The following is an 18,945-nucleotide window of genomic DNA, read 5'->3' on the forward strand; positions in this document are numbered from 1 at the left end:
TGTTTGAATCGAGTAGGAGAAAACAAAAGTAGTTTTCTCCTACTTTGTTTTCGTCCTCTCACACCACCCGGCATACGGTTCCGTACCAAGGCGGTTCCTTACTTACGATACAACTTTACAATAACAGTCCATTAATAATGGGTAATTGGCTCGTCTTAAGTTATCATTATTCAATGCGCGATTAAGAATAAAACTTTTGGAAATATGCCAATAACCTTTGCGAGTATTTGCCCACTCCCATGCTTTACGCTTATCAATACCACATCGCATGAGGTTCTTAAAGCGAGTCTTTACTTTCTTCCAGCACTTCCAGATACACATCCGTAAGCGACGACGATACCATTCATCCAATTCCTTGAGTTTACTCTTTATATCAGCCAACTTGAAGTATTCAAGCCAACCCATAATAAAGTAGCGAAGTGATTCTTTACGCTTTTCATAGCCCATACCATTGCTACGACCAGTTAAAGACTTCAATTTAGACTTAAACTTCGACATGCTTTTAGGATGAACACTTAAGCGACATGCACCGGACTTCACATAGAAACTATAACCTAGGAACTTCATCCCTCGTACGTAACCTACTACCGTCTTCTCGTGGTTTACACGTAGATGAAGAGTATCCTCAATATAGTAAGTAATACTATTCTTCACCCGAGCGGCAGCACGTTTGCTCTTGCAGAAAATCATACAATCGTCCGCATAACGAACGAAACGATGACCTCGACGCTCCAACTCCTTATCCAGTTCATCAAGCATGATATTGCTTAAGAGTGGACTTAGCGGACCGCCTTGAGGAACGCCCATGAGCGTTTCCTCATACTGAGCCCCAATCATTACCCCGGCAAGTAGGTATTTATGGATGAGAGAGATCACACGACCATCCTTAATGCGACGTGATAGGAGTTCTATCAAACGACTATGATTGACCGTATCGAAGAATTTCTCTAAATCCAGGTCTACCACATACTTGTAGCCGGAATTGACATGAGTTTGAGCTTTCAGAAGAGCTCCGTGGCAACTACGACCGGGACGGAATCCGTAACTATTGTCATTGAAGATGCGTTCATAGATAGGTGATAACACCTGTGCTATAGATTGTTGAACAAGACGATCGACTACGGTGGGGATACCCAAGGGGCGTTTCTTGCCACCATCTTTGGGGATTTCCACTCGACGAACGGGATTAGGACGATACCGACCTGCTTGTAAGGAGGATAGCAGTTCATCTTTATGAACTTTGAGCCAAGTAAGCAGGTCTTCCGTATTCATCCCATCAATTCCACCACTTCCTTTGTTTGAAACAACCCGTTTATAGGCGGCGTTCAAGTTGGAAGGAGATAAAATACGCTCCAGTAGCCTATCTTGTGTAAAATGTACTTCCGTGAGGTTGTTTTCAGTTATCCCCATGTAAGTCTGCACTCCTCGATAGCATTCGGATGCCGTCCTATTCTTCTCGAGCCAGCTATCACTCTGTGTTGATATTTTCTGCATTCTTCCTTACATTTCGGGTAACATTCATTTACTTCTCACTTACAATAAGGTTCAGACCTTCCCAGGTTAACCCGTAACCCGGTACTATGTCCTCGGCTGACTTCTCACGGCAATTGTTAGCCATGCTTCCGAAAAAAAAAAAAACGTCCGCACGTCCGTGAGACCTCCCGTGGTAAGATTAATAACCTTCATCCCATATATCTGCATCATTTACTCTGCCGTATCCGGGTAGCTTTAGGACTTCGTTTTGTCATGCAAACTCGTCCTACGGCGTGAGCCTTATATGATGTTCGTGTTCCTCAGACCGGGATTTTGCGTACAGCTTCTTTCAGATTCCCCTCGCGGAAGACACCCTTGCTGTTCGGCTAACGGTTGGTCGCTACCTACCTCCGTAGTGGACTTGCACCACCAAGTTAGTAATCATGCACGGCACACATGAAAGTAAGCACCCGAAATACTCCGGGTGCTTTCCTGTTAGTCTATTTCCTCTCCCCATAGTTCTACGTCTGTTGGGGCATTCATCAACGAGCGGGCTATACATAGCCAGCATAGGGCATTGAATACGATATAACTACAAATTATCATTATCATCTTCCGTTTCGTCCTCTCCCTTGTCATTCTGAAACGAGAAAGTTTTTTGTACCACCTGCCCGTGATTATCTTCGATATACACGTCAATTACCTGTTGGTCGGTACAATGCGAAGTATAATACATTCGGAATGTTTCTTTTTTCAACGGGTAAAGGTCATTTGGCAGCAACACACGCCCATCATCCAACCGGAGTTCGCCAACGCCGTCAGGCTGGAACATCCGAATAAAAAACTTCGTGTCCTGATAATCTCCTTCCTTTACGATCTGGCAACGGATTTCCGCCACCTCTCCCTGAACGATTTTTTTCTGAACCGGCATACTAACCAGATCAAATGCGTAAACCTTATTAATATCCATATCGTCAGAACAGGCACAGACTATTGCACCCAGCAATAGCGTGTATAAAAAATATGCTGAAAACTTTTTCATTGTACTTCTATGTTTAATTGATTATAAATTTGATTCCGACACCAAACTGCGTATGGAAATGCCCCGTAGAGTTGCCCCACAGGATGCGTTCGCGTCCTGTCAGGAGCAGCACCAACCGATCGGACAGGTAAGTTTCCAGTTCCAACGTGATTGCCCCACCGTAGATAAATGCGTCTTTGTGCCGGAGCGTAGAACCGTCATACAAGGTCTTTTCTCCCCAATTCGATGTTTCATACCCCGCAAGGGCAGAGCCTCCCAACGACAGCAAAAAAGTCTTTGACGGGTCGGACAGGATTTTCAGATAGTAACCGCCTTCAGCGGTAAACTGTGAAACCGGAATGCGGATTGTCCGGTATGGGTAATACCTTTCCATAAACTCCGCACCGAACCCCCACTTATTACCATTCTTTGTATAAGTCGCCATAGCCGCGCCGAAATAATATCCGGCTTCGTTATCCTGCTTGGACGAATAGATACCGTCCGCCATTCCCGATGTTACCTGTATGCCCCGCATACCCGGTAGCTGACGTTGTGCGTGTGCTTGGTCTGTAAAGACCAGGCACAACGCAACCGCCATGATAAAAGATAGCTGCCTCATGGTTATTTCACTTTCAGTTCGTTAATAACCTTTGCCCGTACCAAGTCGGCATTATCGACCGTGAACCGCTGATGGCGACCGCCCTCCTGTTCATTCAGCTCGATAACAAGCATTTTATCATCGGGTATTGTAAATTTCGGCAGGGTAAAAATCATGCGCTCCGTGCGCTTACCGCCTATTACCATCAAATTATTATAGGCTCGAAGCGGCCAGATCACCTGTTCCTGAATCGCAGTACGCTTGGCGACCTTTTTATCTACGATTTTGAACGTGATAAAATCTATATTGAACGGCACGTTGGACGAGTTTTTCAGTTGCAGGTGGAAGTACAACAGCCCGTTATGGGTATAAACGCCCTTTAACGTATGCTGTATGCCGAAACGTTTACTACCTAAATGTTTGATTTCCCTGTCATTGTTTTTGTAGATGGACTGCATAATCAGCTTGACAAGCAGCGGAGATTCCTGTCCCAATTCCTCCATATAGACGGCAAGGGCATTGTTCGGACGGTTTACCGCCTCCCCATCGTTCAGGAAGTCGGTCATTTCAACGGACAGCTTTACAGGTTCGTCCGCATATTTAACATTGAACGTGTAATATGCACCATCTTCGGTAATGACGGACAGATTACTCTCACGGCTAAAATCCCTCAAAGCGGCTTTCACTCTCAACACGTTTTCCGTTCCGTCCGCTTTCGCCGCGAGAAGATCTGCCGACCCTAAATCGACATAGCGGATTGGGGCGGGAAAAATAACGTGAACGGTTTTATTGAATGTTACTTCCAACGCATAGGGCGGTATCATCCTATCGAACGTGAGCGGGCGGGTAAAGCCCTGATAGTAGTCGCCCGTTGTGGGACTGGTCTGTACTACGGTAGCCGTTTCTTCGGTTACTGTCTGCACTTCCTGCGCATGGGCAGCAAATACGCTCACCGCAAGGGCGAGCATCAAAAAGATTCGTTTCATACTTTTAATTCTTAATTCGTTAAACATTGATTTTTTAGTGGTTTTATTAATTCTCTTTTGGCAAGAGCAGTAGTTTATGATTGGCTTTCAGCGTAACCTTAACCACGCTCATTTTCTTACTCACATACTGCGATGCTCCTTGTATAAGGCTTTTCCCTATATCGGCGGCAAACTGTGAACCTGCATCATCGGTAATCGTAATGCTCGACCCTGCCGACTGTGCCATTTGTGAGGCTATTTCTTTGGCGGCTCTTATCTCATCGGAGTTCGGCACGGAAATACCCCTTTGCCCGTCCAGATCGTACACTTGCAGTTCAACCGGAATAATGTTGCCTGCATATTGAATAGAATTAATTGTAACCTCCATTCGTTCGCTACCGATACGGCACGCCCCGGTAATGATCGAGTTGGCAGGGATAAGGATGTTTCCTGCCTGCATCGGTTCTAAGAGGCGTATCTGCAATTCCTTTCCGCTTGTCAGCGTTACGGTCTGGTTCACACAGGCACGGATGCTGTTTTTATCTTTCACACCCTCGTTTCCGGCGGCAGTGAAAAATCCCATATTGCGGGGCTGGCTGAACGATTCTATAAATTCTTCGTCCGACATCGGTGCAGAGAGCAGCGACACTACATTGTGGCGCACCTGCTTTACAGGCAGAACATTTACCTTGTCTTTCGTAGAGAGAGCAGCATTGATGTTTTCGTCCTGTCCTGCCTGCGGAGGCATATACCTTGCCGCCATCGCATAGGATTTTTCGAGTAAGGCAGTCTGTTCGTCCTCAGCGGCTTTTCGCGCTTCGGCTTCTTCCAGCTTGCGTTCAAGCTCATTCATACGCTCTTCGACAGCGAGTTCCTGTTCGCTCTTCCCGGCAGGTTCTTCGTACCATTCTCCCAACTGCTTATTTATATCCTGATAGGCATTTGCGGAGGCTTGCAGATTATTTACTGGTTTTGTTTGCCGTGCAGACGGATTTTCGTAATACTCCGGCTGATTGGATTCTGCCTGCTTTGGTTCTTCCGCTTGGTCAAACATGGTCGAAAAGTCCTGCAAAGAACGCATCCGTTCCTGTTCCTTTTGCCTCATGGCTTCCTGTTCATAGGCATTGCGTTTATCCCCGACTATCCCTTCATCTTTGGGTACGGGTAGTTCGGCATTTAAGCCCGACAGCCCTTCAACCTTTGTTTCGTCTTTGTCTGCCGGGGCGAAGATCAGCCACATAGCACCGCCGAAAATCAGGAAGAACAGCGGCATTATCAGCATCTTTTTACGTTTCTGCCTCTCTGCCATCGAAAGTTCTTTTTTCGGTGGTTTTTGAGGCTCTTTTTTATCCGGTACAGGTGGTATCTCCGGTTGCTGTACCTCATTATTATTCACTTGATCGCTCATACTGGTAATGATTATTAAGATTGTTAATACTATCCCTCTGCTGCTGTTCCACTTGCAGTTTCAGGGTTTCTATCTGTTCTATCTGCATTTGTTCGCCCTTACCTTTACCTAAGTTGTAAATAGAAGAAACGGTCATGTAGATAGACAAGCCGCTGAATACTATCAGCATGGTAACGATTACGATTACCCTTGCATCAGGGCTTAATGGTCTGATAAGACTACGCAAGCGGTCTTCCAGCCACTCGTTTACACGTTGAATGATTTTCCGTATCATACCACACCTACCTTTCCGTTACCCGAATGTCCCGGTTTTCCACGATCTCGAATTTCTCCATAGTGAAACCGTGCGGGTTATTGTCCGAGCGTACCGAGTTAATCAGGTTGCAACGGGTTATCAAGCTGCGTTCGGTCATGTTCGACTGCCGGAGAATCATCTGCCGGGCGTATGTTACCGCCGTGTAGGGGTACACATCGAAGTTGCAGGCGATACTATCCACCTGTACAATCTGATTGATATTGCCCGAAACGATACGGTTGTAGTACCCTTTTTCCGCCATGTCCTGATAGTATTTGAAAGCACTTTTATCGACAAGGAACAACGCCCTGTTTACATTGCTTTCGATGGCTTTTTTGTCGGGCGAGAGCGTGAAGAACAGTTCGTGAAACCGCTTGACGTGTTCCCGTGCTTCAACAGGGCGGTTCTGCGAAAGGTCTTGCGAGAGGGCAAGCATCAAAGACTTGCCCCCGTCCAACACGTAGATACGCTGGCGTTGTGCTTCGGCGAAGCTGTACGACGACCATACGGAATAACCCGTAATGGCGGCACACAACACCAGAAACACGATACCGAACAGGCGTATCTGCTTGAATGATGTTTCTATATTCTTTAAACTTTTGAACTCCATAATTTCAATGTGATAATTTGAAAATGTGCCGATGTGCCAATGAAGATTCGCGAGCCTTACTATCTTTTTCCCATTGGCATATTGGCATATTGAACAATCGGCTCATTTACTTTTTACCTAATAATCTTCCGGCTACGTTGCCCGCAGCAGCCCCGGCTACGCCTCCTGCCATTGCTGCCCCTTTGCTTGCCGCCGTGTTTACTCCGCGTGTACCGCTACCGCCTCCGGCTTGAATCACCCAGCCCGCAACGGTCGGTATCGAGAAGTACCCGATAATGCCTATAATCAAAAAGATGATATATACGCCGTTACTCCCATCCGGCACGTATGACGGGTCTTTGAGTAGTCCAATATCCATTTGCAGCATGAGTGCCTGAATCTTAGACAGCACAGCCGAAAACAGATCGGCAACAGGTAGCCACAGGTACACGCTGATATAGCGCGAAAGCCAGTTGGTAAGCGTGGATTGGAAGCCGTCATAAACGGAGAGGGCAAATGCCAGCGGCCCTAAGATTGACAGCACCACCAAGAAAAAGGTGCGTAAGGTGTCAATCGTAAGGGCAGCGGCATTGAACAGCAGTTCGAAGAAATCCCGGACTAACTGCCGGAACCACATTTTCATATCGTACCATGTACGTTCAGCCCACATGCCGATAATTTCAGCCGCATCAAAAACGCCCAGCTCTTCCATTTTCTGGTCGTACACTTCGTCATCGACCAACCATGCTTTGCCCTCGCGTACCCGTACATCGTATTCCAGCGCGTCTTTCTCCGCCTGTAATGCCTGTACATCCGTTATCTGCGATTCCAGTATGGTATGTGTTCCTTTTACCACAGGCGACATAACGGCGTTGATTGTGCCGAGTACGATTGTGGGGAAGAACATAATACACAAGCCAATCGCAAAGGGACGAAGCAGCGGATATACGTCTATCGGCTCTGCCCGTGAGAGAGCTTGCCATACGCGGGAAGCCACATAGAACAACGCACCCAGACCCGCTATCCCTTTGGCGACACCAATCATGTCGCCGCAAAGGGGCATCATTTCCTGATACAGATTCCGTAAAATCTGATGCAGGTTTTCAAAATCTATTGCTAACAACATCATGGCTTACCAGTATCTTTCGGATGGATCACCATACAGGGAGCGTACCCGTTCCATATCGCCCGATTCCTGACTGCGGATAAAGGAAACGGATATACTTTTCTTGGAAAAGTAGCTCACAAGGTTGCGGTGTTGCACCATTTTGGTATGTATCTGGTCTATGATTGCCATGCGTTCGGCATCGGTCATGGAAAGCCCGTTGGAAGCCGAAACGATATTCTTTATATCCGACAGCAGGTTTCCACTCTCTTTCAATAGTTTGGAATATCCGTTCGATATGGCTTCCAGTTCCGAATGGGTGAAATTTTTATCCGTCAGCATCTTATTGAAATTGGTAGAATATATCCGTGATATTTCACTGACCAGCTCTACCGTTTCCTTTACTTTGCGGGCATCCTTTATCAGATTATGTACTGACTGTAATTTGTCGTAATACTCCTTGCCCTGACTGTAAATCTTCTGCATTTCCTTGAAACTGTTGATTACATTGGTTGCCGTTGTCGCTGTTTTGGAAACCGTCAGTATATTTTGAGCAAGGTTGGACGGGTCAATTACCGCCCACTGCGCTTTTGCCTCAAAGCCGAAGAAACTAACGGCTAATACAAGGCTTAAAAGAATCTTTTTCATTGCTATACATTTTTAATTGTTATTTACTTGGGGTAAAGGATCAGCCCGAAAGACTAATCCTCTGCCCGGACATATTCACCGAAAGCGGAAAGTAATAAGACCTCCCGCTCCCGGTCATAAGCAATCCCGATACGCCCGTACAGGTCGATGTAGTACAAACCGAACAAGCAATACACCGTACAATCACAGACTACCTGCGGGTTGTTGTAAGTAAGTTCGATGCGGATGCCTCCCCGCTTGCGGGAAGTGTTGCGGTAAATCCTTACCGCAGGCGCACCGTCCGGGCTTACCCAACGTCCCGTAATCTCCCGCAGGTTAAAATCCTGATATGCGGCGCAAGGGTCGGTTATATTACATTTGCTGAACATGGCGCACCTCCTTACTTTTTCGCTTCTTTAGCCTCTTTTCTCAGCAGGCTTGCAGGGTCAATCACAAGGATGTCAATATGGGCGTTGCCGCCTATGACTTCCGTTTCTTCTTCGCTTTCTTCCTGCGGTTTGAGCAGGACTTCGGTAAGGACACTGTTTATCCCTACCGTGTGGATGAGCAGCTTTTCAAGTTGCTCGTTACTGAATCTTTTTAACATGATCTTTTAGTGGTTGTGGGGCTGAATAGCCCCGGTTGATAATTATTGCCGCTTACTTTCGGCAATTTGCTTAATCGCCAGTTCGTAATCCCCGCCGAGTTCGTCCGTTTTTTTGAAAACTTCCATCTTTTCGGTTTCCTCTGTCGTGTAGGTCAGGTATTCTTCGCCGCTAACTTCGGTAGCATACACCGCTGACTGAACGCCGCCCAACCCGAACCATACTTCTTTATAAAACCTGCCGGGATGGTTCGCCATATTGATAGACAGGATTTGTCCTTTCTCTTTGTCAGTCAGACCTAAAAGTGATTGGATTACATCAAAGCGGTTCATGAATTTTCGTTGGTCGAGAAGGATTTTACAGTCGGAGTTATTGATAATCGCTTCTTTCACAATCGGCGATGCGATAATATCGTCCACCTCCTGCGTTACGACAATGGCTTCCCCGAAATATTTTCTGACTGTTTTGTACATATATTTCAGGTATTCAGCCATGTTCGCCGAAGAAAGAGCCTTCCAAGCCTCTTCCACAATCAGTTGTTTACGAACACCTTTTAACCTCCTCATTTTCTGGATAAACGCGTCCATAATGATGATCGTTACCACAGGAAAAAGTTCCTTATTCTCCTTAATACTGTCAATTTCAAAGACGATAAAGCTCTTATTCAACAGGTCGATGTTCTGTTCGGAGTTCAAGAGAAAGTCGAAACGCCCGCCCCGGTAATACTGACGCAGGGTGGTAAGCATATTGTCGAGGTTAAAATCCTCTTTGCTTACCTTGATTTCCCTTTCTTCCAGTTCCCGGCGGTAGTCGCCCAGCATATATTCGTAGAAAGTATTAAAGGACGGAACGATACTCCGGTCTGCCCTGATGCGCTCGATATATGCCGATACCGCGCTACCGAGTTCGCCGCTTTCGGTCTTGCTTACCTTATCATCTTCGGATTTCCAAAGGGTCAGCAATAGTGTTTTGATACTGTCCTTTTTCTCTACATCGAACTTGTAATCGTCCGTATAGAAAGGATTAAAGCTGATCGGATTTTCCTCCGTGTATGTAAAATAGATGCCGTCCTCACCTTTGGTTTTCCGGCGCACCATTTCACAAAGTCCCTGATAGGAATTACCCGTATCGACCAGAACTACGTGCGTTCCCTGTTCCCAATACTGGCGGACGAGGTGGTTCATAAAAAAGGATTTACCGCTACCGGATGGCCCCAACACGAATTTATTTCGGTTGGTGGTTATCCCTTGCTTCATAGGTAAATCCGATATATCCACATGGAGGGGCTTACCGCTCACACGGTCGCACATCTTTATACCGAAAGGCGAAAGCGAATTTTTGTAGTTGGTTTCCTCTGTGAAGAAACACAGGGCGGGTTCGATGAACGTATAGAAACTTTCCTCCGAAGGAAAATCCCCCGCATTGCCCGGCATCGCCGCCCAATAGAGTGTAGCCGCATCCGTTGTATTATGGCGTGGTTTACACTCCATAAGAGCAAGCTGTGAACCTACATCGTTACGGATGTGTTTCAGCTCCTCCGCATCTTCCGACCATGCCATTACATTGAAGTGCGCCCGGACAGAGGTAAGCCCGAACGAATGTGCTTCATTCAGGTATTTATCGATCCACTCTTTGTTGATTTGGTTTCCACGACTGTACCTTGAAAGCGACTGCATATTGCGGGCTGACTTCTCAAACTTTCGCAGGTTCTCTGCCGAATCGTCCAAAAAAATGTACTGGTTATATACATGGTTGCACGAGAGCAGCAACCCTACGGGTGCTGCAAACGACAACCGGCAGTCGCTCCGGTCGGTGGATAGCTTTTCATAGCGCATATCCGTTCCGACCGTTCCGGGTAAGTCCTCCACATCGGAAATCGTATGCAGGCATACTTTCTTTGCTCCGATGCGAAGCCCGTCTGCTCCGAGTTCCATATCCTCTAAACAGGTTGTATCATCCAGCGAGAGGGCAAAGTATTTCTCTACCAATCCAGGGTCATTTTCCGTTCCGGTAATCTCATCCGAAGTCAGGCGGGTAAGACTTATAAATCCCGAATCGTTCACGATACGCTCGAACTGTCCGACCGCTTCCAAAAACCGTGTTGCCGTGTCCTTGTTTACCTCTTTGGGGATAATGTTCCCCCGGCAAAGCGATGAGAAATTGCTCTGCATTCTCATTCGCTCTTTAGTTGTTTTTGTCAGGAACAGGAAACAGCTATGGTTCAGGTAAGGACGTTCGTTGAAGTGCCGTTCAAACGAGCGGGAGAGAAAACTCATATCTTCCTTGTCCGTTTCGGGTTTGTAGGTTTCCTTTACGAACCAGTCCTGCTTATGGATAACCGAGTAATCGGGCAAAACCTTGATGGCTTTCGCCCATGCCGAGTGTATGGCTTCATATTCGACTGCGGTAACGGTGAACAGTTCCGGCAGATCGACACGGAAGGCTACCGTTATATCCGCGTCTTTACTGATGATGCAATCGTGTTCCACTGCCAATAGCGGGAACTTGCTTTCGATGGTAGCCGCTTTCATTGTATTACGCATCACGCACCTCCTTCTTTTTTGGTCGGCTGAACAAGCGGCGGGATATTTTGCGGTTTATCAGGTAGCGCGGGTGCTGACGTTTTGCCAGCACTTTCATCAATCCATACTCCCCGTATTTCGCATTCAGGTTGAAAGTCAGCCATACCAAAGCGGAGGCGGCGATAACGCCGAAACCGATGCAGACCCATTGGTCTACACCTGCCATATACATAATCACAAAGACTACGAATACAGCCAACAGACCGCCCGCAAAGATGAAGAGATACTGACTTTTCAAGCCCTTAAATTCCACGCTCTTGCCTATGCCTTTATTAATATTATGCTCCATAGCTTGAGCGATTAAAGGAAGAAGGAACGTAGGATGGTGGCGGCGACAATCAGGAAGATACACGCACCAAACCAGCTTGCAGCCGTTTTGCTTGTATCGGGGTCGCCCGAACTAAACTTGTTATAGACTTTGATTCCCCCAATCAAGCCGACAACGGCTCCGATAGCGTAAATCAATTTTGTGCCGGGATCGAAATACGATGTTACCATATTGGTAGCTTCGGTGATACCCCCGATACCGTTGCCCTGTGCAAAGGCGGATGATACGGCAGCGAAAATGAAGGCTGCCGACATAAGAATTTTTTTCTTTGTCATACGATTTGTTGATTAATGGTACAGGGGGTGGAATAGTCCCCTGTACCGGAAATGAATAATTTGTTTAACTTGATCTTTTAGTGGTTGGCAGCGTAGCTAACCGTAATCCCGTTCTTTCATCTTGCTTTGTTTTTAACTGTTATACATCTTACGCAAAACCGCGTACATTAAAATCTTTCGGTGCTTTCACCGCCGGTTCGTTCGCTTCTCCCGCCTCCCGTTTCTTGCGGTGGAAGGCTGCGAAGTAATCGTCCATAAGGGCGGACACTACTTTCTTTTTCGGCTCATCGTCTGCGACCTGCCCGAACATTTCGGTCTTTCGTATCTCGATGAGTACCCGCCCGGCTTCTTCTTTTTCTTCGGTTGTTGCAACATCGGCTGTTTCTACCGTCCGCACCATTCCCGCCAGTTCATCAAAGCCAAGTCCGAGCGCCATTGAAACCCCGGCAACCCCTTCGGTATCTTCGTCCTCTGTTTCTTCTTCGTCTATATCTTCGTTGTTGTATTCCAGCTCTAATTCGGGGGGGGGTGTGTTCTCAATCACTAAATTGATTTCGTTTGAATTTTCGTCCGTCATACTTTCATCGGATAAGACTGTTTCTGATTCAACCAAAGGGGGTGTTACCGGAGCATCTTTTTTGTTTTCGTCAGCAAATATAGGCTCATTTTCAATCCGTTTTTCATTATGAATCAGCGTGGTAGCTTCTGTCCGGGATTGTCTAAGGTCAAATTTGCTTTTGCCGATTATATCCTCTTTCGAAGCGGAGCGAAACGGATTGAAACCGGGATTTTTTGCTGCATTCTTTTTGCGTTTCCGCATCCGTTCACGGAACAGGTAGAGGGCGACAACCAATGCGTACAATACGATGGCTGAAATAATATATCGTTCCATAGCTTATTTTTTATAGTAAATCGTCCGGGCGTTGGCGGTATATCTCGTTTATCTCCTCCTTATGGAGTTGCAGATGTTCCTCCAGTATGGTATCTATGTAACCACCAAGTGTTACATCGTTTCCGGCATTGGCTAATGCCCGTACCAATCTGGCAATGACAGCATGAATATCGTTGCTGATATAAACACATTGTCGGTTCCTCAACTTTTTAGGTTTTATAAATCTCTCTGCATAGCTATCTGCTACTTGTTTGTTCAATGTCGGTTCTTTGGCAGGCATACCTTGTGTGGTCGCTTTTCTTTCGAATAATTTTATTTTTCTCATGTTACTTTCTTTTATAGATTAAAAAATATCTTCCGGTCGGCGTTTACGGTACAGTTCCGTAATGTCGTCCTGATAGGTGTTGAAATGATGTTCCAGTACATTGTCGATGTAGCTGAACAGCGACACTTCGTTATATCCGATATTCTGCACAATACGCATAATCCTGTCGTGGAACTCCTTTCGGATATAGACTGCTTTCCCGCTACGGGTGGTAGTGGGAGCGGTACGGATAAAAAGAGCTTCGTAGTCCTCCGGTTGTGCCTTGCGCTTTCGTTTATTTTCCTCGCGGGGTACTTCTTTTCCTTTCACCATTTCAGGTTCAGCCACAGGAGGTACGATTTTCTCCTGTGCTGTTTCCTCTACTATTTCCGGTTCGGGAGTAGAAGCCGATGCGGACGGGTCGTAAGGTTTCAGGTCTTTCTCCCGGTTGCCCGGTTTTGCCTGATTGATTACGAACTCGGCATCTATTCCCGTTGTATCTACTCGTTTTGCCATAGCCGTATTATTTTAGGATTTCCAGTAACTCGTCCGACAATTCTTCAATGTTACTGCCTTTGATAAGGCTTTTATCCACAGGGAAAAGAGTTGATCGGAACAACGGGCGGCGGCTTTCCGATTGTTCCCGGCGGAAACGCAGGCTGTTGGGGATAAAAGTTTTTAGTGTTGTAAATTCCAGTTCCTTTATTACGCCTTCGTAAACTTCGTACAGGTCGGACTTTTCCCTGCCATCAACCATATTCCAAAGCAGGTACATGGCTTTGATATTGGATTTCCCTGTACTCACTATATTATCCCTTACGGAGATCATATAGTTAAGGGTACTTTCCATTACCACCCGGTCGGCGGAAATCGGAGCAATGATATAATCCATATTGGCAAGGGCTATAATTAAGTCCTTATTGTTAAGCGTTCCGGGCAGATCGAAAAAGATATAATCGTATTCTTCTTTTTCGCACAATTCGTCCGCATCGTTCAAAGCCTCCTGTGGATTGCTTTCCACGATGGGATAGAATTTCTTACCCTCTAACCGGGTAACTTGCTCATAAGCCATCCCCTTATAAAATTCGTCCTCGTCCACCATCTTGAAATCGCGCTCGCGCATTTCAAAAATGGAGTGCTGCGGGTAGTCGCAGTCGATTACCGCTACGTTCTTCCCTTTTACATAGTGCAGATAGGAAGCTATCAGCACGGTAAGGGTTGTTTTTCCGGCTCCACCCTTCTGGGTCGAGAATGCCACATAAATCGGTTCTTTTTTCATGTTCTTGAAATTTTAATTATACAATCAGTTGATTTTATGTTATTGCAAATACACTTACATCTGTGTAACTGCTTTTGCATTTAGTCATTCACCTACTTACTCTCTCAATCAGCCATATATTCAGTTTTGCATGATTGAATGTTTAAGCGTTTAAGCACTCATGCGTTTATGCGTTTGAGCATTTATACGCTTGCATTCATAATCATTTATGCAGGATTGAATTTTGCTGTTTAAGAATGTGCATAACCTGTCATTCATGCGTTTATTTCTACTCTTATTCATGTGTCTGTGTTTTTACATTTTCATGACTAAACACGACAGTGAAAAATCAAAGTTTCAACCATTCAATTATTCAAATCCGGGAGCAAATAAACGCCTTCTTTTTCATACCTGAACTATATTTTCAAGGGGTGGTAGCTTCTGTCCGGGGTTGTCTATACCTATTGATATACAGTGTGTTATTTAATCACTGTAACTTTGCAGCATGAAATGTTACGGGGTATTCATGCCGATTTTTAAGACAGGCTCGGCACTCATAAATTGCCCGTCGGAGGGCAGTCTTATATCCCGAAAAGTTCGGGATTGGAAGATGCCCCTTGCGGGCAAAATGTATTTGCATTTTGGCAAATAGCAAGATGTGTTGATTGCAGCAAACTACGTTTTTTGCAGCATCAACCTCTTGCTCTTCCAGAGGGGATTTTCCTCTCCGAAGTCGGGAGAAATTAAGCCGGCATGAGCCGACCGCAAACGTTCATATAACCACTAAAAGATTAATGTTATGAACGAAGAAAAAAGAGAACCCCGTAGGCGGGGAAAGGGGGGCAGACCCCCGAAGAACGACCCGGCAAAACATCGGCTGACGGTGAACCTGACGGACACACAGCACGCCGGATTTCTTGCCATGTTCGAGCAGTCAGGCGTACAATCGCTGTCTGCTTTTATTTCAGCCCGCATCTTTGGCGATGAGTTCCGGGTGGTAAAAACCGATGCTTCGGCTGTCGAATTTACCGCAAAGCTGACCGCACTACACAGCCAGTTTCGGAGCGTGGGCGTGAATTACAACCAGATTGTAAAGGAACTGCACAGCAATTTCGGGGAGAAAAAAGCACTCGCTTTGCTCTATAAATTGGAAAAAGCGACCGTAGAACTGGCGGGAATCGGGCGCGAAGTGATGCAGCTATGCGAGCAGTTTAAGGCGAAATACCTCTAAAAAATGGTGGCGAAAATCTCTCATGGAAGCAATCTGTACGGCGCACTTTCCTACAATCAGGAGAAAGTGGACGAGGGTTTGGGTAAGGTTTTGGCGACTAATTTAGTAATCGAACCTACCGATGGAGCGTTCAATGCCTCTGCCTGTATGCAGGATTTTGAGCGGTTTATGCCTTCGCATATCACCACCAAAAAGCCAGTTATCCATGTTTCGCTGAACCCGCACCCGGATGATAAGCTGACCGACCAGCAGCTTTTGGAAATCGGGCAAAAGTACATGGAGCGGTTGGGCTACGGTTCGCAGCCTTACATGATTTTCAAACATGAGGATATAGACCGCCAACACATCCACATTGTTTCGACCCGTGTCCGTCCCGATGGTTCGCTTGTTCCCGATAGCTTCGAGAAAGACCGCAGTAACAAAATCCGGCGGGAGTTGGAAAAGGAATACAATCTGATTCCTGCCAACGGTCAGAAGCAGGGCGAGGCGTGGCAGCTTGCTACGGTAGACGTTAGCCAGGGGAACTTAAAACGACAGGTGGCAAACGTCCTAAAGCCGCTTTCGGAAATGTACCGTTTCCAAACGCTCGGCGAATACCGCGCCCTGCTCTCATTATATAATATAGGAGTGGAAGAAATCAAAGGAGAGAATAAGGGCAAACCTTACCGGGGATTGGTTTACTCGGCATTGGATAGCGAGGGCAACCGTATCGGTAAACCCTTAAAATCCTCCCTGTTCGGTAAAGCTCTCGGTATCGAGGCTTTGGAAAATCAGTTCGGTACATCGAAAGAAACAATCAAAACGGACGGTGTTACAGCCCGTACCCGTGCCATTGTTTCCGAAGCCTTGAATAGTACCCGCACCGAAAAGGAGTTCCGAGCGGCGTTACAGAAGAAGGGCATCGACTTGGTACTTCGCCGCAACGATGAAGGGCGCATATTCGGGGCAACCTTTATCGACCATAACGAGCGGGCGGTATTGAACGGTTCGCGTTTGGGTAAGGAATTTTCGGCGAATGTCCTTAACGAACGGTTCGCAGATGATTCGCCCCGCGAGGATCTGCAAACTGAGCAGCCGAAGCAGTCCGATAACCTACGCCAGATTGATAAACCCGCTACTGACAAACAACCGCAATTCTCTCAATCAACGATTGATGATGCGGCGGGTAGTCTATTATCTGTCCTTACTCCCGAAGCCGGAGGACAGGATAATAACCTGCCGACCATCAAGCGCAAAAGAAAGAAAAAGCGCAGGTATGGCAGACAGCTATAAAATTTGAAGTAATAACAATTTAATTTTTACGATTATGCAAAATGAAGATGATTTGAGGGGCTTGGCTAAAGTAATGGACTTTATGCGTGCGCTTTCTATACTATTTGTAGTGATAAATGTGTATTGGTTCTGCTACGAAGCAATGCACGAGTGGGGAATCAATATCGGGGTAGTCGATAAAATCCTGATGAATTTTAACCGCACCGCCGGATTGTTTACCTCAATCCTGTGGACGAAAATCTTTGCCGTAGTGTTTCTTGCTTTGTCCTGTCTGGGAACAAAAGGTGTGAAGGAGGAAAAGATTACATGGACGAAAATCTATGTGTGTCTTGCTATCGGTTTCGTCCTGTTCTTTTTGAACTGGTGGCTATTGGCATTGCCGTTACCCAAAGTAGCCAATGCCGGGTTTTACATCTTTACCGTTTCGGTAGGCTACATATTATTACTGATGGCGGGTACGTGGATTAGCCGCCTGCTTAAAAACAATATGTTTGACGATGTTTTCAACACGGAAAACGAATCGTTTATGCAGGAAACAAAGTTGATGGTAAACGATTATTCGGTAAACCTGCCTACGAAATTCTGGTATAAAAAGAAGCAGAGGAAAGGGTGGATAAACGTAGTAAATCCGTTCAGGGCGGCTATCGTTTTGGGTACTCCGGGTTCGGGTAAATCTTATGCTGTTGTAAACCAGTTTATCAAACAGCAGATTGAGAAGGGCTATACGGGCTATATTTACGACTTCAAATTTCCCGACCTCTCTACCATTGCGTATAACCACCTGTTAAACAACCGGGAAGGCTACGAAAAAGTACCGACTTTCTACGTGATAAACTTCGATGATCCGAGCCGAAGCCACCGATGTAATCCGATTAATCCTTCTTTCATGGATGATATTTCGGATGCCTACGAATCGGCATATACGATAATGCTCAATTTGAACCGGACGTGGGTGCAGAAACAGGGCGATTTCTTCGTGGAATCCCCGATTATTCTTTTCGCCGCTATTATATGGTACTTGCGGATTTATGAGGACGGGAAGTATTGTACGTTTCCCCATGCAATAGAATTTCTAAATAAAAGTTATGAAGATATTTTCCCGATTCTGACCTCTTATCCCGACCTCGAAAACTACCTTTCTCCCTTTATGGATGCGTGGAAATCTGGGGCTGCCGACCAGCTTCAAGGACAGATTGCAAGTGCGAAAATACCGCTTTCCCGCATGATTAGCCCACAACTTTATTGGGTGATGTCGGGCGATGAATTTACGCTGGATATTAATAATCCGGACGATCCGAAAATGTTGGTCGTAGGTAACAATCCCGATAGGCAAAATATCTATGGTGCGGCTCTCGGATTGTATAATTCCCGTATCGTGAAGCTGATTAACAAAAAGGGGCAACTCAAATCTTCGGTTATTATTGACGAGTTGCCGACTATCTATTTTAAGGGATTGGATAACCTGATTGCCACCGCCCGGAGCAACAAAGTTGCCGTGCTGTTAGGCTTTCAGGACTTTTCGCAGCTAAAGCGCGACTATGGCGATAAAGAGGCGGCTGTCGTAATGAACACCGTAGGTAATATCTTTTCCGGTCAGGTAGTCGGCGATACGGCAAAAACGCTATCCGACCGTTTCGGGAAAGTGTTACAGAAACGTCAGTCCATGACGATAAACCGCAACGACAAATCGACTTCCATTTCTACACAAATGGATAGCCTGATACCGCCGTCCAAAATATCTAATCTTACACAGGGTATGTTCGTGGGAGCGGTAGCGGACAATTTCGACGAACGGATAGAGCAGAAGATTTTTCATTGTGAAATCGTAGTCGATAACGAACGTGTTGCCGCCGAAACGAAAATGTACCGTAAAATACCCGTTATCACCAACTTTGTAGATGAAAGCGGCGTGGATCGCATGAAGGAAATGATTAAGGAGAATTACGACCGTATCAAAGCGGAAGCCAAACAGATTGTGGCTGATGAGTTAGAGCGGATTCGTAATGACGAGAACTTGCGGCATTTGTTGCCGAAGGAGGAGTAAAAATAATTAGGGTGTGTATCATATCAGATTCTGTTTACTTTAGTCCTACTGTAAGTGGAAATAAAGCTAAAAA

At 46.1% G+C, this 18,945-nt stretch carries 21 protein-coding genes; 3 read left to right on the plus strand and 18 right to left on the minus strand.

What is annotated here, in order from left to right:
- Nucleotides 1–102: 102 nt before the first annotated feature.
- From ltrA to D0T60_RS12525, 18 genes are all read right to left on the minus strand, one after another.
- Complete coding sequence (gene ltrA / locus D0T60_RS12440) at nucleotides 103–1,494, minus strand: group II intron reverse transcriptase/maturase (RefSeq protein ID WP_163218432.1); 1,392 nt, start codon at nucleotides 1,492–1,494, stop codon at nucleotides 103–105.
- Nucleotides 1,495–2,065: 571 nt separating this feature from the next.
- Complete coding sequence (locus tag D0T60_RS12445) at nucleotides 2,066–2,515, minus strand: DUF3872 domain-containing protein (protein WP_163218433.1); 450 nt, start codon at nucleotides 2,513–2,515, stop codon at nucleotides 2,066–2,068.
- Between the two features lie 13 nt (nucleotides 2,516–2,528).
- Nucleotides 2,529–3,113 (minus strand): conjugal transfer protein TraO, encoded by a 585-nt coding sequence (locus tag D0T60_RS12450; RefSeq protein ID WP_163218434.1) that lies wholly within the window; start codon nucleotides 3,111–3,113, stop codon nucleotides 2,529–2,531.
- A 2-nt stretch (nucleotides 3,114–3,115) separates the two neighbouring features.
- On the minus strand, nucleotides 3,116–4,078 hold the full coding sequence (gene traN / locus D0T60_RS12455; protein WP_163218435.1) for a conjugative transposon protein TraN: 963 nt from the start codon (nucleotides 4,076–4,078) through the stop codon (nucleotides 3,116–3,118).
- Nucleotides 4,079–4,124: 46 nt separating this feature from the next.
- A complete protein-coding gene (traM, locus tag D0T60_RS12460) occupies nucleotides 4,125–5,465 on the minus strand; it encodes a conjugative transposon protein TraM (RefSeq protein ID WP_163218436.1) in 1,341 nt (446 codons plus the stop codon).
- A complete protein-coding gene (locus tag D0T60_RS12465; RefSeq protein ID WP_163218437.1) occupies nucleotides 5,446–5,739 on the minus strand; it encodes a TraL conjugative transposon family protein in 294 nt (97 codons plus the stop codon). The genes traM and D0T60_RS12465 overlap by 20 nt, the downstream gene beginning before the upstream one ends.
- A gap of 7 nt (nucleotides 5,740–5,746) precedes the next feature.
- The gene (traK, locus tag D0T60_RS12470; RefSeq protein ID WP_163218438.1) at nucleotides 5,747–6,370 is read right to left on the minus strand and encodes a conjugative transposon protein TraK; all 624 of its coding nucleotides are present in this window, start codon (nucleotides 6,368–6,370) and stop codon (nucleotides 5,747–5,749) included.
- Between the two features lie 106 nt (nucleotides 6,371–6,476).
- Nucleotides 6,477–7,478, minus strand: a complete 1,002-nt coding sequence (traJ, locus tag D0T60_RS12475; protein ID WP_163218439.1) for a conjugative transposon protein TraJ — start codon at nucleotides 7,476–7,478, stop codon at nucleotides 6,477–6,479.
- 3 nt (nucleotides 7,479–7,481) lie between these two features.
- On the minus strand, nucleotides 7,482–8,102 hold the full coding sequence (locus D0T60_RS12480; protein ID WP_163218440.1) for a DUF4141 domain-containing protein: 621 nt from the start codon (nucleotides 8,100–8,102) through the stop codon (nucleotides 7,482–7,484).
- A gap of 53 nt (nucleotides 8,103–8,155) precedes the next feature.
- On the minus strand, nucleotides 8,156–8,470 hold the full coding sequence (locus D0T60_RS12485) for a DUF3876 domain-containing protein (protein ID WP_163218441.1): 315 nt from the start codon (nucleotides 8,468–8,470) through the stop codon (nucleotides 8,156–8,158).
- Nucleotides 8,471–8,481: 11 nt separating this feature from the next.
- On the minus strand, nucleotides 8,482–8,688 hold the full coding sequence (locus tag D0T60_RS12490; RefSeq protein ID WP_163218442.1) for a hypothetical protein: 207 nt from the start codon (nucleotides 8,686–8,688) through the stop codon (nucleotides 8,482–8,484).
- Nucleotides 8,689–8,730: 42 nt separating this feature from the next.
- Nucleotides 8,731–11,229 (minus strand): TraG family conjugative transposon ATPase, encoded by a 2,499-nt coding sequence (locus D0T60_RS12495; protein ID WP_163218457.1) that lies wholly within the window; start codon nucleotides 11,227–11,229, stop codon nucleotides 8,731–8,733.
- Nucleotides 11,222–11,557, minus strand: coding sequence for a DUF4133 domain-containing protein (locus tag D0T60_RS12500; protein WP_163218443.1), 336 nt, complete (start codon nucleotides 11,555–11,557; stop codon nucleotides 11,222–11,224). Before D0T60_RS12500 ends, D0T60_RS12495 begins: the two co-directional genes overlap by 8 nt.
- An 11-nt stretch (nucleotides 11,558–11,568) precedes the next feature.
- Nucleotides 11,569–11,871, minus strand: coding sequence for a DUF4134 domain-containing protein (locus tag D0T60_RS12505; RefSeq protein WP_032853573.1), 303 nt, complete (start codon nucleotides 11,869–11,871; stop codon nucleotides 11,569–11,571).
- A 148-nt stretch (nucleotides 11,872–12,019) separates the two neighbouring features.
- Entirely contained in the window at nucleotides 12,020–12,763 is a 744-nt protein-coding gene (locus tag D0T60_RS12510) for a hypothetical protein (protein WP_163218444.1), read from the minus strand.
- Nucleotides 12,764–12,773: 10 nt separating this feature from the next.
- On the minus strand, nucleotides 12,774–13,088 hold the full coding sequence (locus tag D0T60_RS12515) for a DUF3408 domain-containing protein (RefSeq protein WP_163218445.1): 315 nt from the start codon (nucleotides 13,086–13,088) through the stop codon (nucleotides 12,774–12,776).
- Nucleotides 13,089–13,106: 18 nt separating this feature from the next.
- Complete coding sequence (locus tag D0T60_RS12520; protein WP_163218446.1) at nucleotides 13,107–13,583, minus strand: DUF3408 domain-containing protein; 477 nt, start codon at nucleotides 13,581–13,583, stop codon at nucleotides 13,107–13,109.
- A 7-nt stretch (nucleotides 13,584–13,590) separates the two neighbouring features.
- The gene (locus D0T60_RS12525) at nucleotides 13,591–14,346 is read right to left on the minus strand and encodes a ParA family protein (RefSeq protein WP_163218447.1); all 756 of its coding nucleotides are present in this window, start codon (nucleotides 14,344–14,346) and stop codon (nucleotides 13,591–13,593) included.
- Between the two features lie 778 nt (nucleotides 14,347–15,124).
- On the opposite strand from D0T60_RS12525, the gene mobA reads away from it, so the two are divergent.
- From mobA to mobC, 3 genes are read left to right on the plus strand one after another with little or no spacing between them, the layout of a single operon-like run.
- Complete coding sequence (mobA, locus tag D0T60_RS12530) at nucleotides 15,125–15,556, plus strand: conjugal transfer protein MobA (RefSeq protein ID WP_163218448.1); 432 nt, start codon at nucleotides 15,125–15,127, stop codon at nucleotides 15,554–15,556.
- A 3-nt stretch (nucleotides 15,557–15,559) separates the two neighbouring features.
- The gene (gene mobB, locus D0T60_RS12535) at nucleotides 15,560–16,828 is read left to right on the plus strand and encodes a conjugal transfer protein MobB (RefSeq protein WP_163218449.1); all 1,269 of its coding nucleotides are present in this window, start codon (nucleotides 15,560–15,562) and stop codon (nucleotides 16,826–16,828) included.
- A 34-nt stretch (nucleotides 16,829–16,862) separates the two neighbouring features.
- Nucleotides 16,863–18,872, plus strand: coding sequence for a conjugal transfer protein MobC (gene mobC, locus D0T60_RS12540; protein ID WP_163218450.1), 2,010 nt, complete (start codon nucleotides 16,863–16,865; stop codon nucleotides 18,870–18,872).
- Nucleotides 18,873–18,945 lie beyond the last annotated feature (73 nt).

Origin of the sequence: Bacteroides sp. 224, from assembly GCF_010500995.1 — a bacterium.
Classification (GTDB): domain Bacteria; phylum Bacteroidota; class Bacteroidia; order Bacteroidales; family Bacteroidaceae; genus Bacteroides.

Coding starts and splice junctions, on each gene's coding strand:
- D0T60_RS12450 (WP_163218434.1), bottom strand. CDS start 3,113: ATGAGGCAGCTATCTTTTATCATGGCGGTTGCGTTGTGCCTGGTCTTT.
- traM (WP_163218436.1), bottom strand. CDS start 5,465: ATGAGCGATCAAGTGAATAATAATGAGGTACAGCAACCGGAGATACCA.
- D0T60_RS12510 (WP_163218444.1), bottom strand. CDS start 12,763: ATGGAACGATATATTATTTCAGCCATCGTATTGTACGCATTGGTTGTC.
- ltrA (WP_163218432.1), bottom strand. CDS start 1,494: ATGCAGAAAATATCAACACAGAGTGATAGCTGGCTCGAGAAGAATAGG.
- D0T60_RS12525 (WP_163218447.1), bottom strand. CDS start 14,346: ATGAAAAAAGAACCGATTTATGTGGCATTCTCGACCCAGAAGGGTGGA.
- D0T60_RS12465 (WP_163218437.1), bottom strand. CDS start 5,739: ATGATACGGAAAATCATTCAACGTGTAAACGAGTGGCTGGAAGACCGC.
- D0T60_RS12480 (WP_163218440.1), bottom strand. CDS start 8,102: ATGAAAAAGATTCTTTTAAGCCTTGTATTAGCCGTTAGTTTCTTCGGC.
- mobC (WP_163218450.1), top strand. CDS start 16,863: ATGCAAAATGAAGATGATTTGAGGGGCTTGGCTAAAGTAATGGACTTT.
- D0T60_RS12515 (WP_163218445.1), bottom strand. CDS start 13,088: ATGAGAAAAATAAAATTATTCGAAAGAAAAGCGACCACACAAGGTATG.
- traN (WP_163218435.1), bottom strand. CDS start 4,078: ATGAAACGAATCTTTTTGATGCTCGCCCTTGCGGTGAGCGTATTTGCT.
- D0T60_RS12500 (WP_163218443.1), bottom strand. CDS start 11,557: ATGGAGCATAATATTAATAAAGGCATAGGCAAGAGCGTGGAATTTAAG.
- D0T60_RS12520 (WP_163218446.1), bottom strand. CDS start 13,583: ATGGCAAAACGAGTAGATACAACGGGAATAGATGCCGAGTTCGTAATC.
- traK (WP_163218438.1), bottom strand. CDS start 6,370: ATGGAGTTCAAAAGTTTAAAGAATATAGAAACATCATTCAAGCAGATA.
- D0T60_RS12445 (WP_163218433.1), bottom strand. CDS start 2,515: ATGAAAAAGTTTTCAGCATATTTTTTATACACGCTATTGCTGGGTGCA.
- D0T60_RS12495 (WP_163218457.1), bottom strand. CDS start 11,229: ATGCGTAATACAATGAAAGCGGCTACCATCGAAAGCAAGTTCCCGCTA.
- mobB (WP_163218449.1), top strand. CDS start 15,560: ATGGTGGCGAAAATCTCTCATGGAAGCAATCTGTACGGCGCACTTTCC.
- D0T60_RS12485 (WP_163218441.1), bottom strand. CDS start 8,470: ATGTTCAGCAAATGTAATATAACCGACCCTTGCGCCGCATATCAGGAT.
- mobA (WP_163218448.1), top strand. CDS start 15,125: ATGAACGAAGAAAAAAGAGAACCCCGTAGGCGGGGAAAGGGGGGCAGA.
- traJ (WP_163218439.1), bottom strand. CDS start 7,478: ATGATGTTGTTAGCAATAGATTTTGAAAACCTGCATCAGATTTTACGG.
- D0T60_RS12505 (WP_032853573.1), bottom strand. CDS start 11,871: ATGACAAAGAAAAAAATTCTTATGTCGGCAGCCTTCATTTTCGCTGCC.
- D0T60_RS12490 (WP_163218442.1), bottom strand. CDS start 8,688: ATGTTAAAAAGATTCAGTAACGAGCAACTTGAAAAGCTGCTCATCCAC.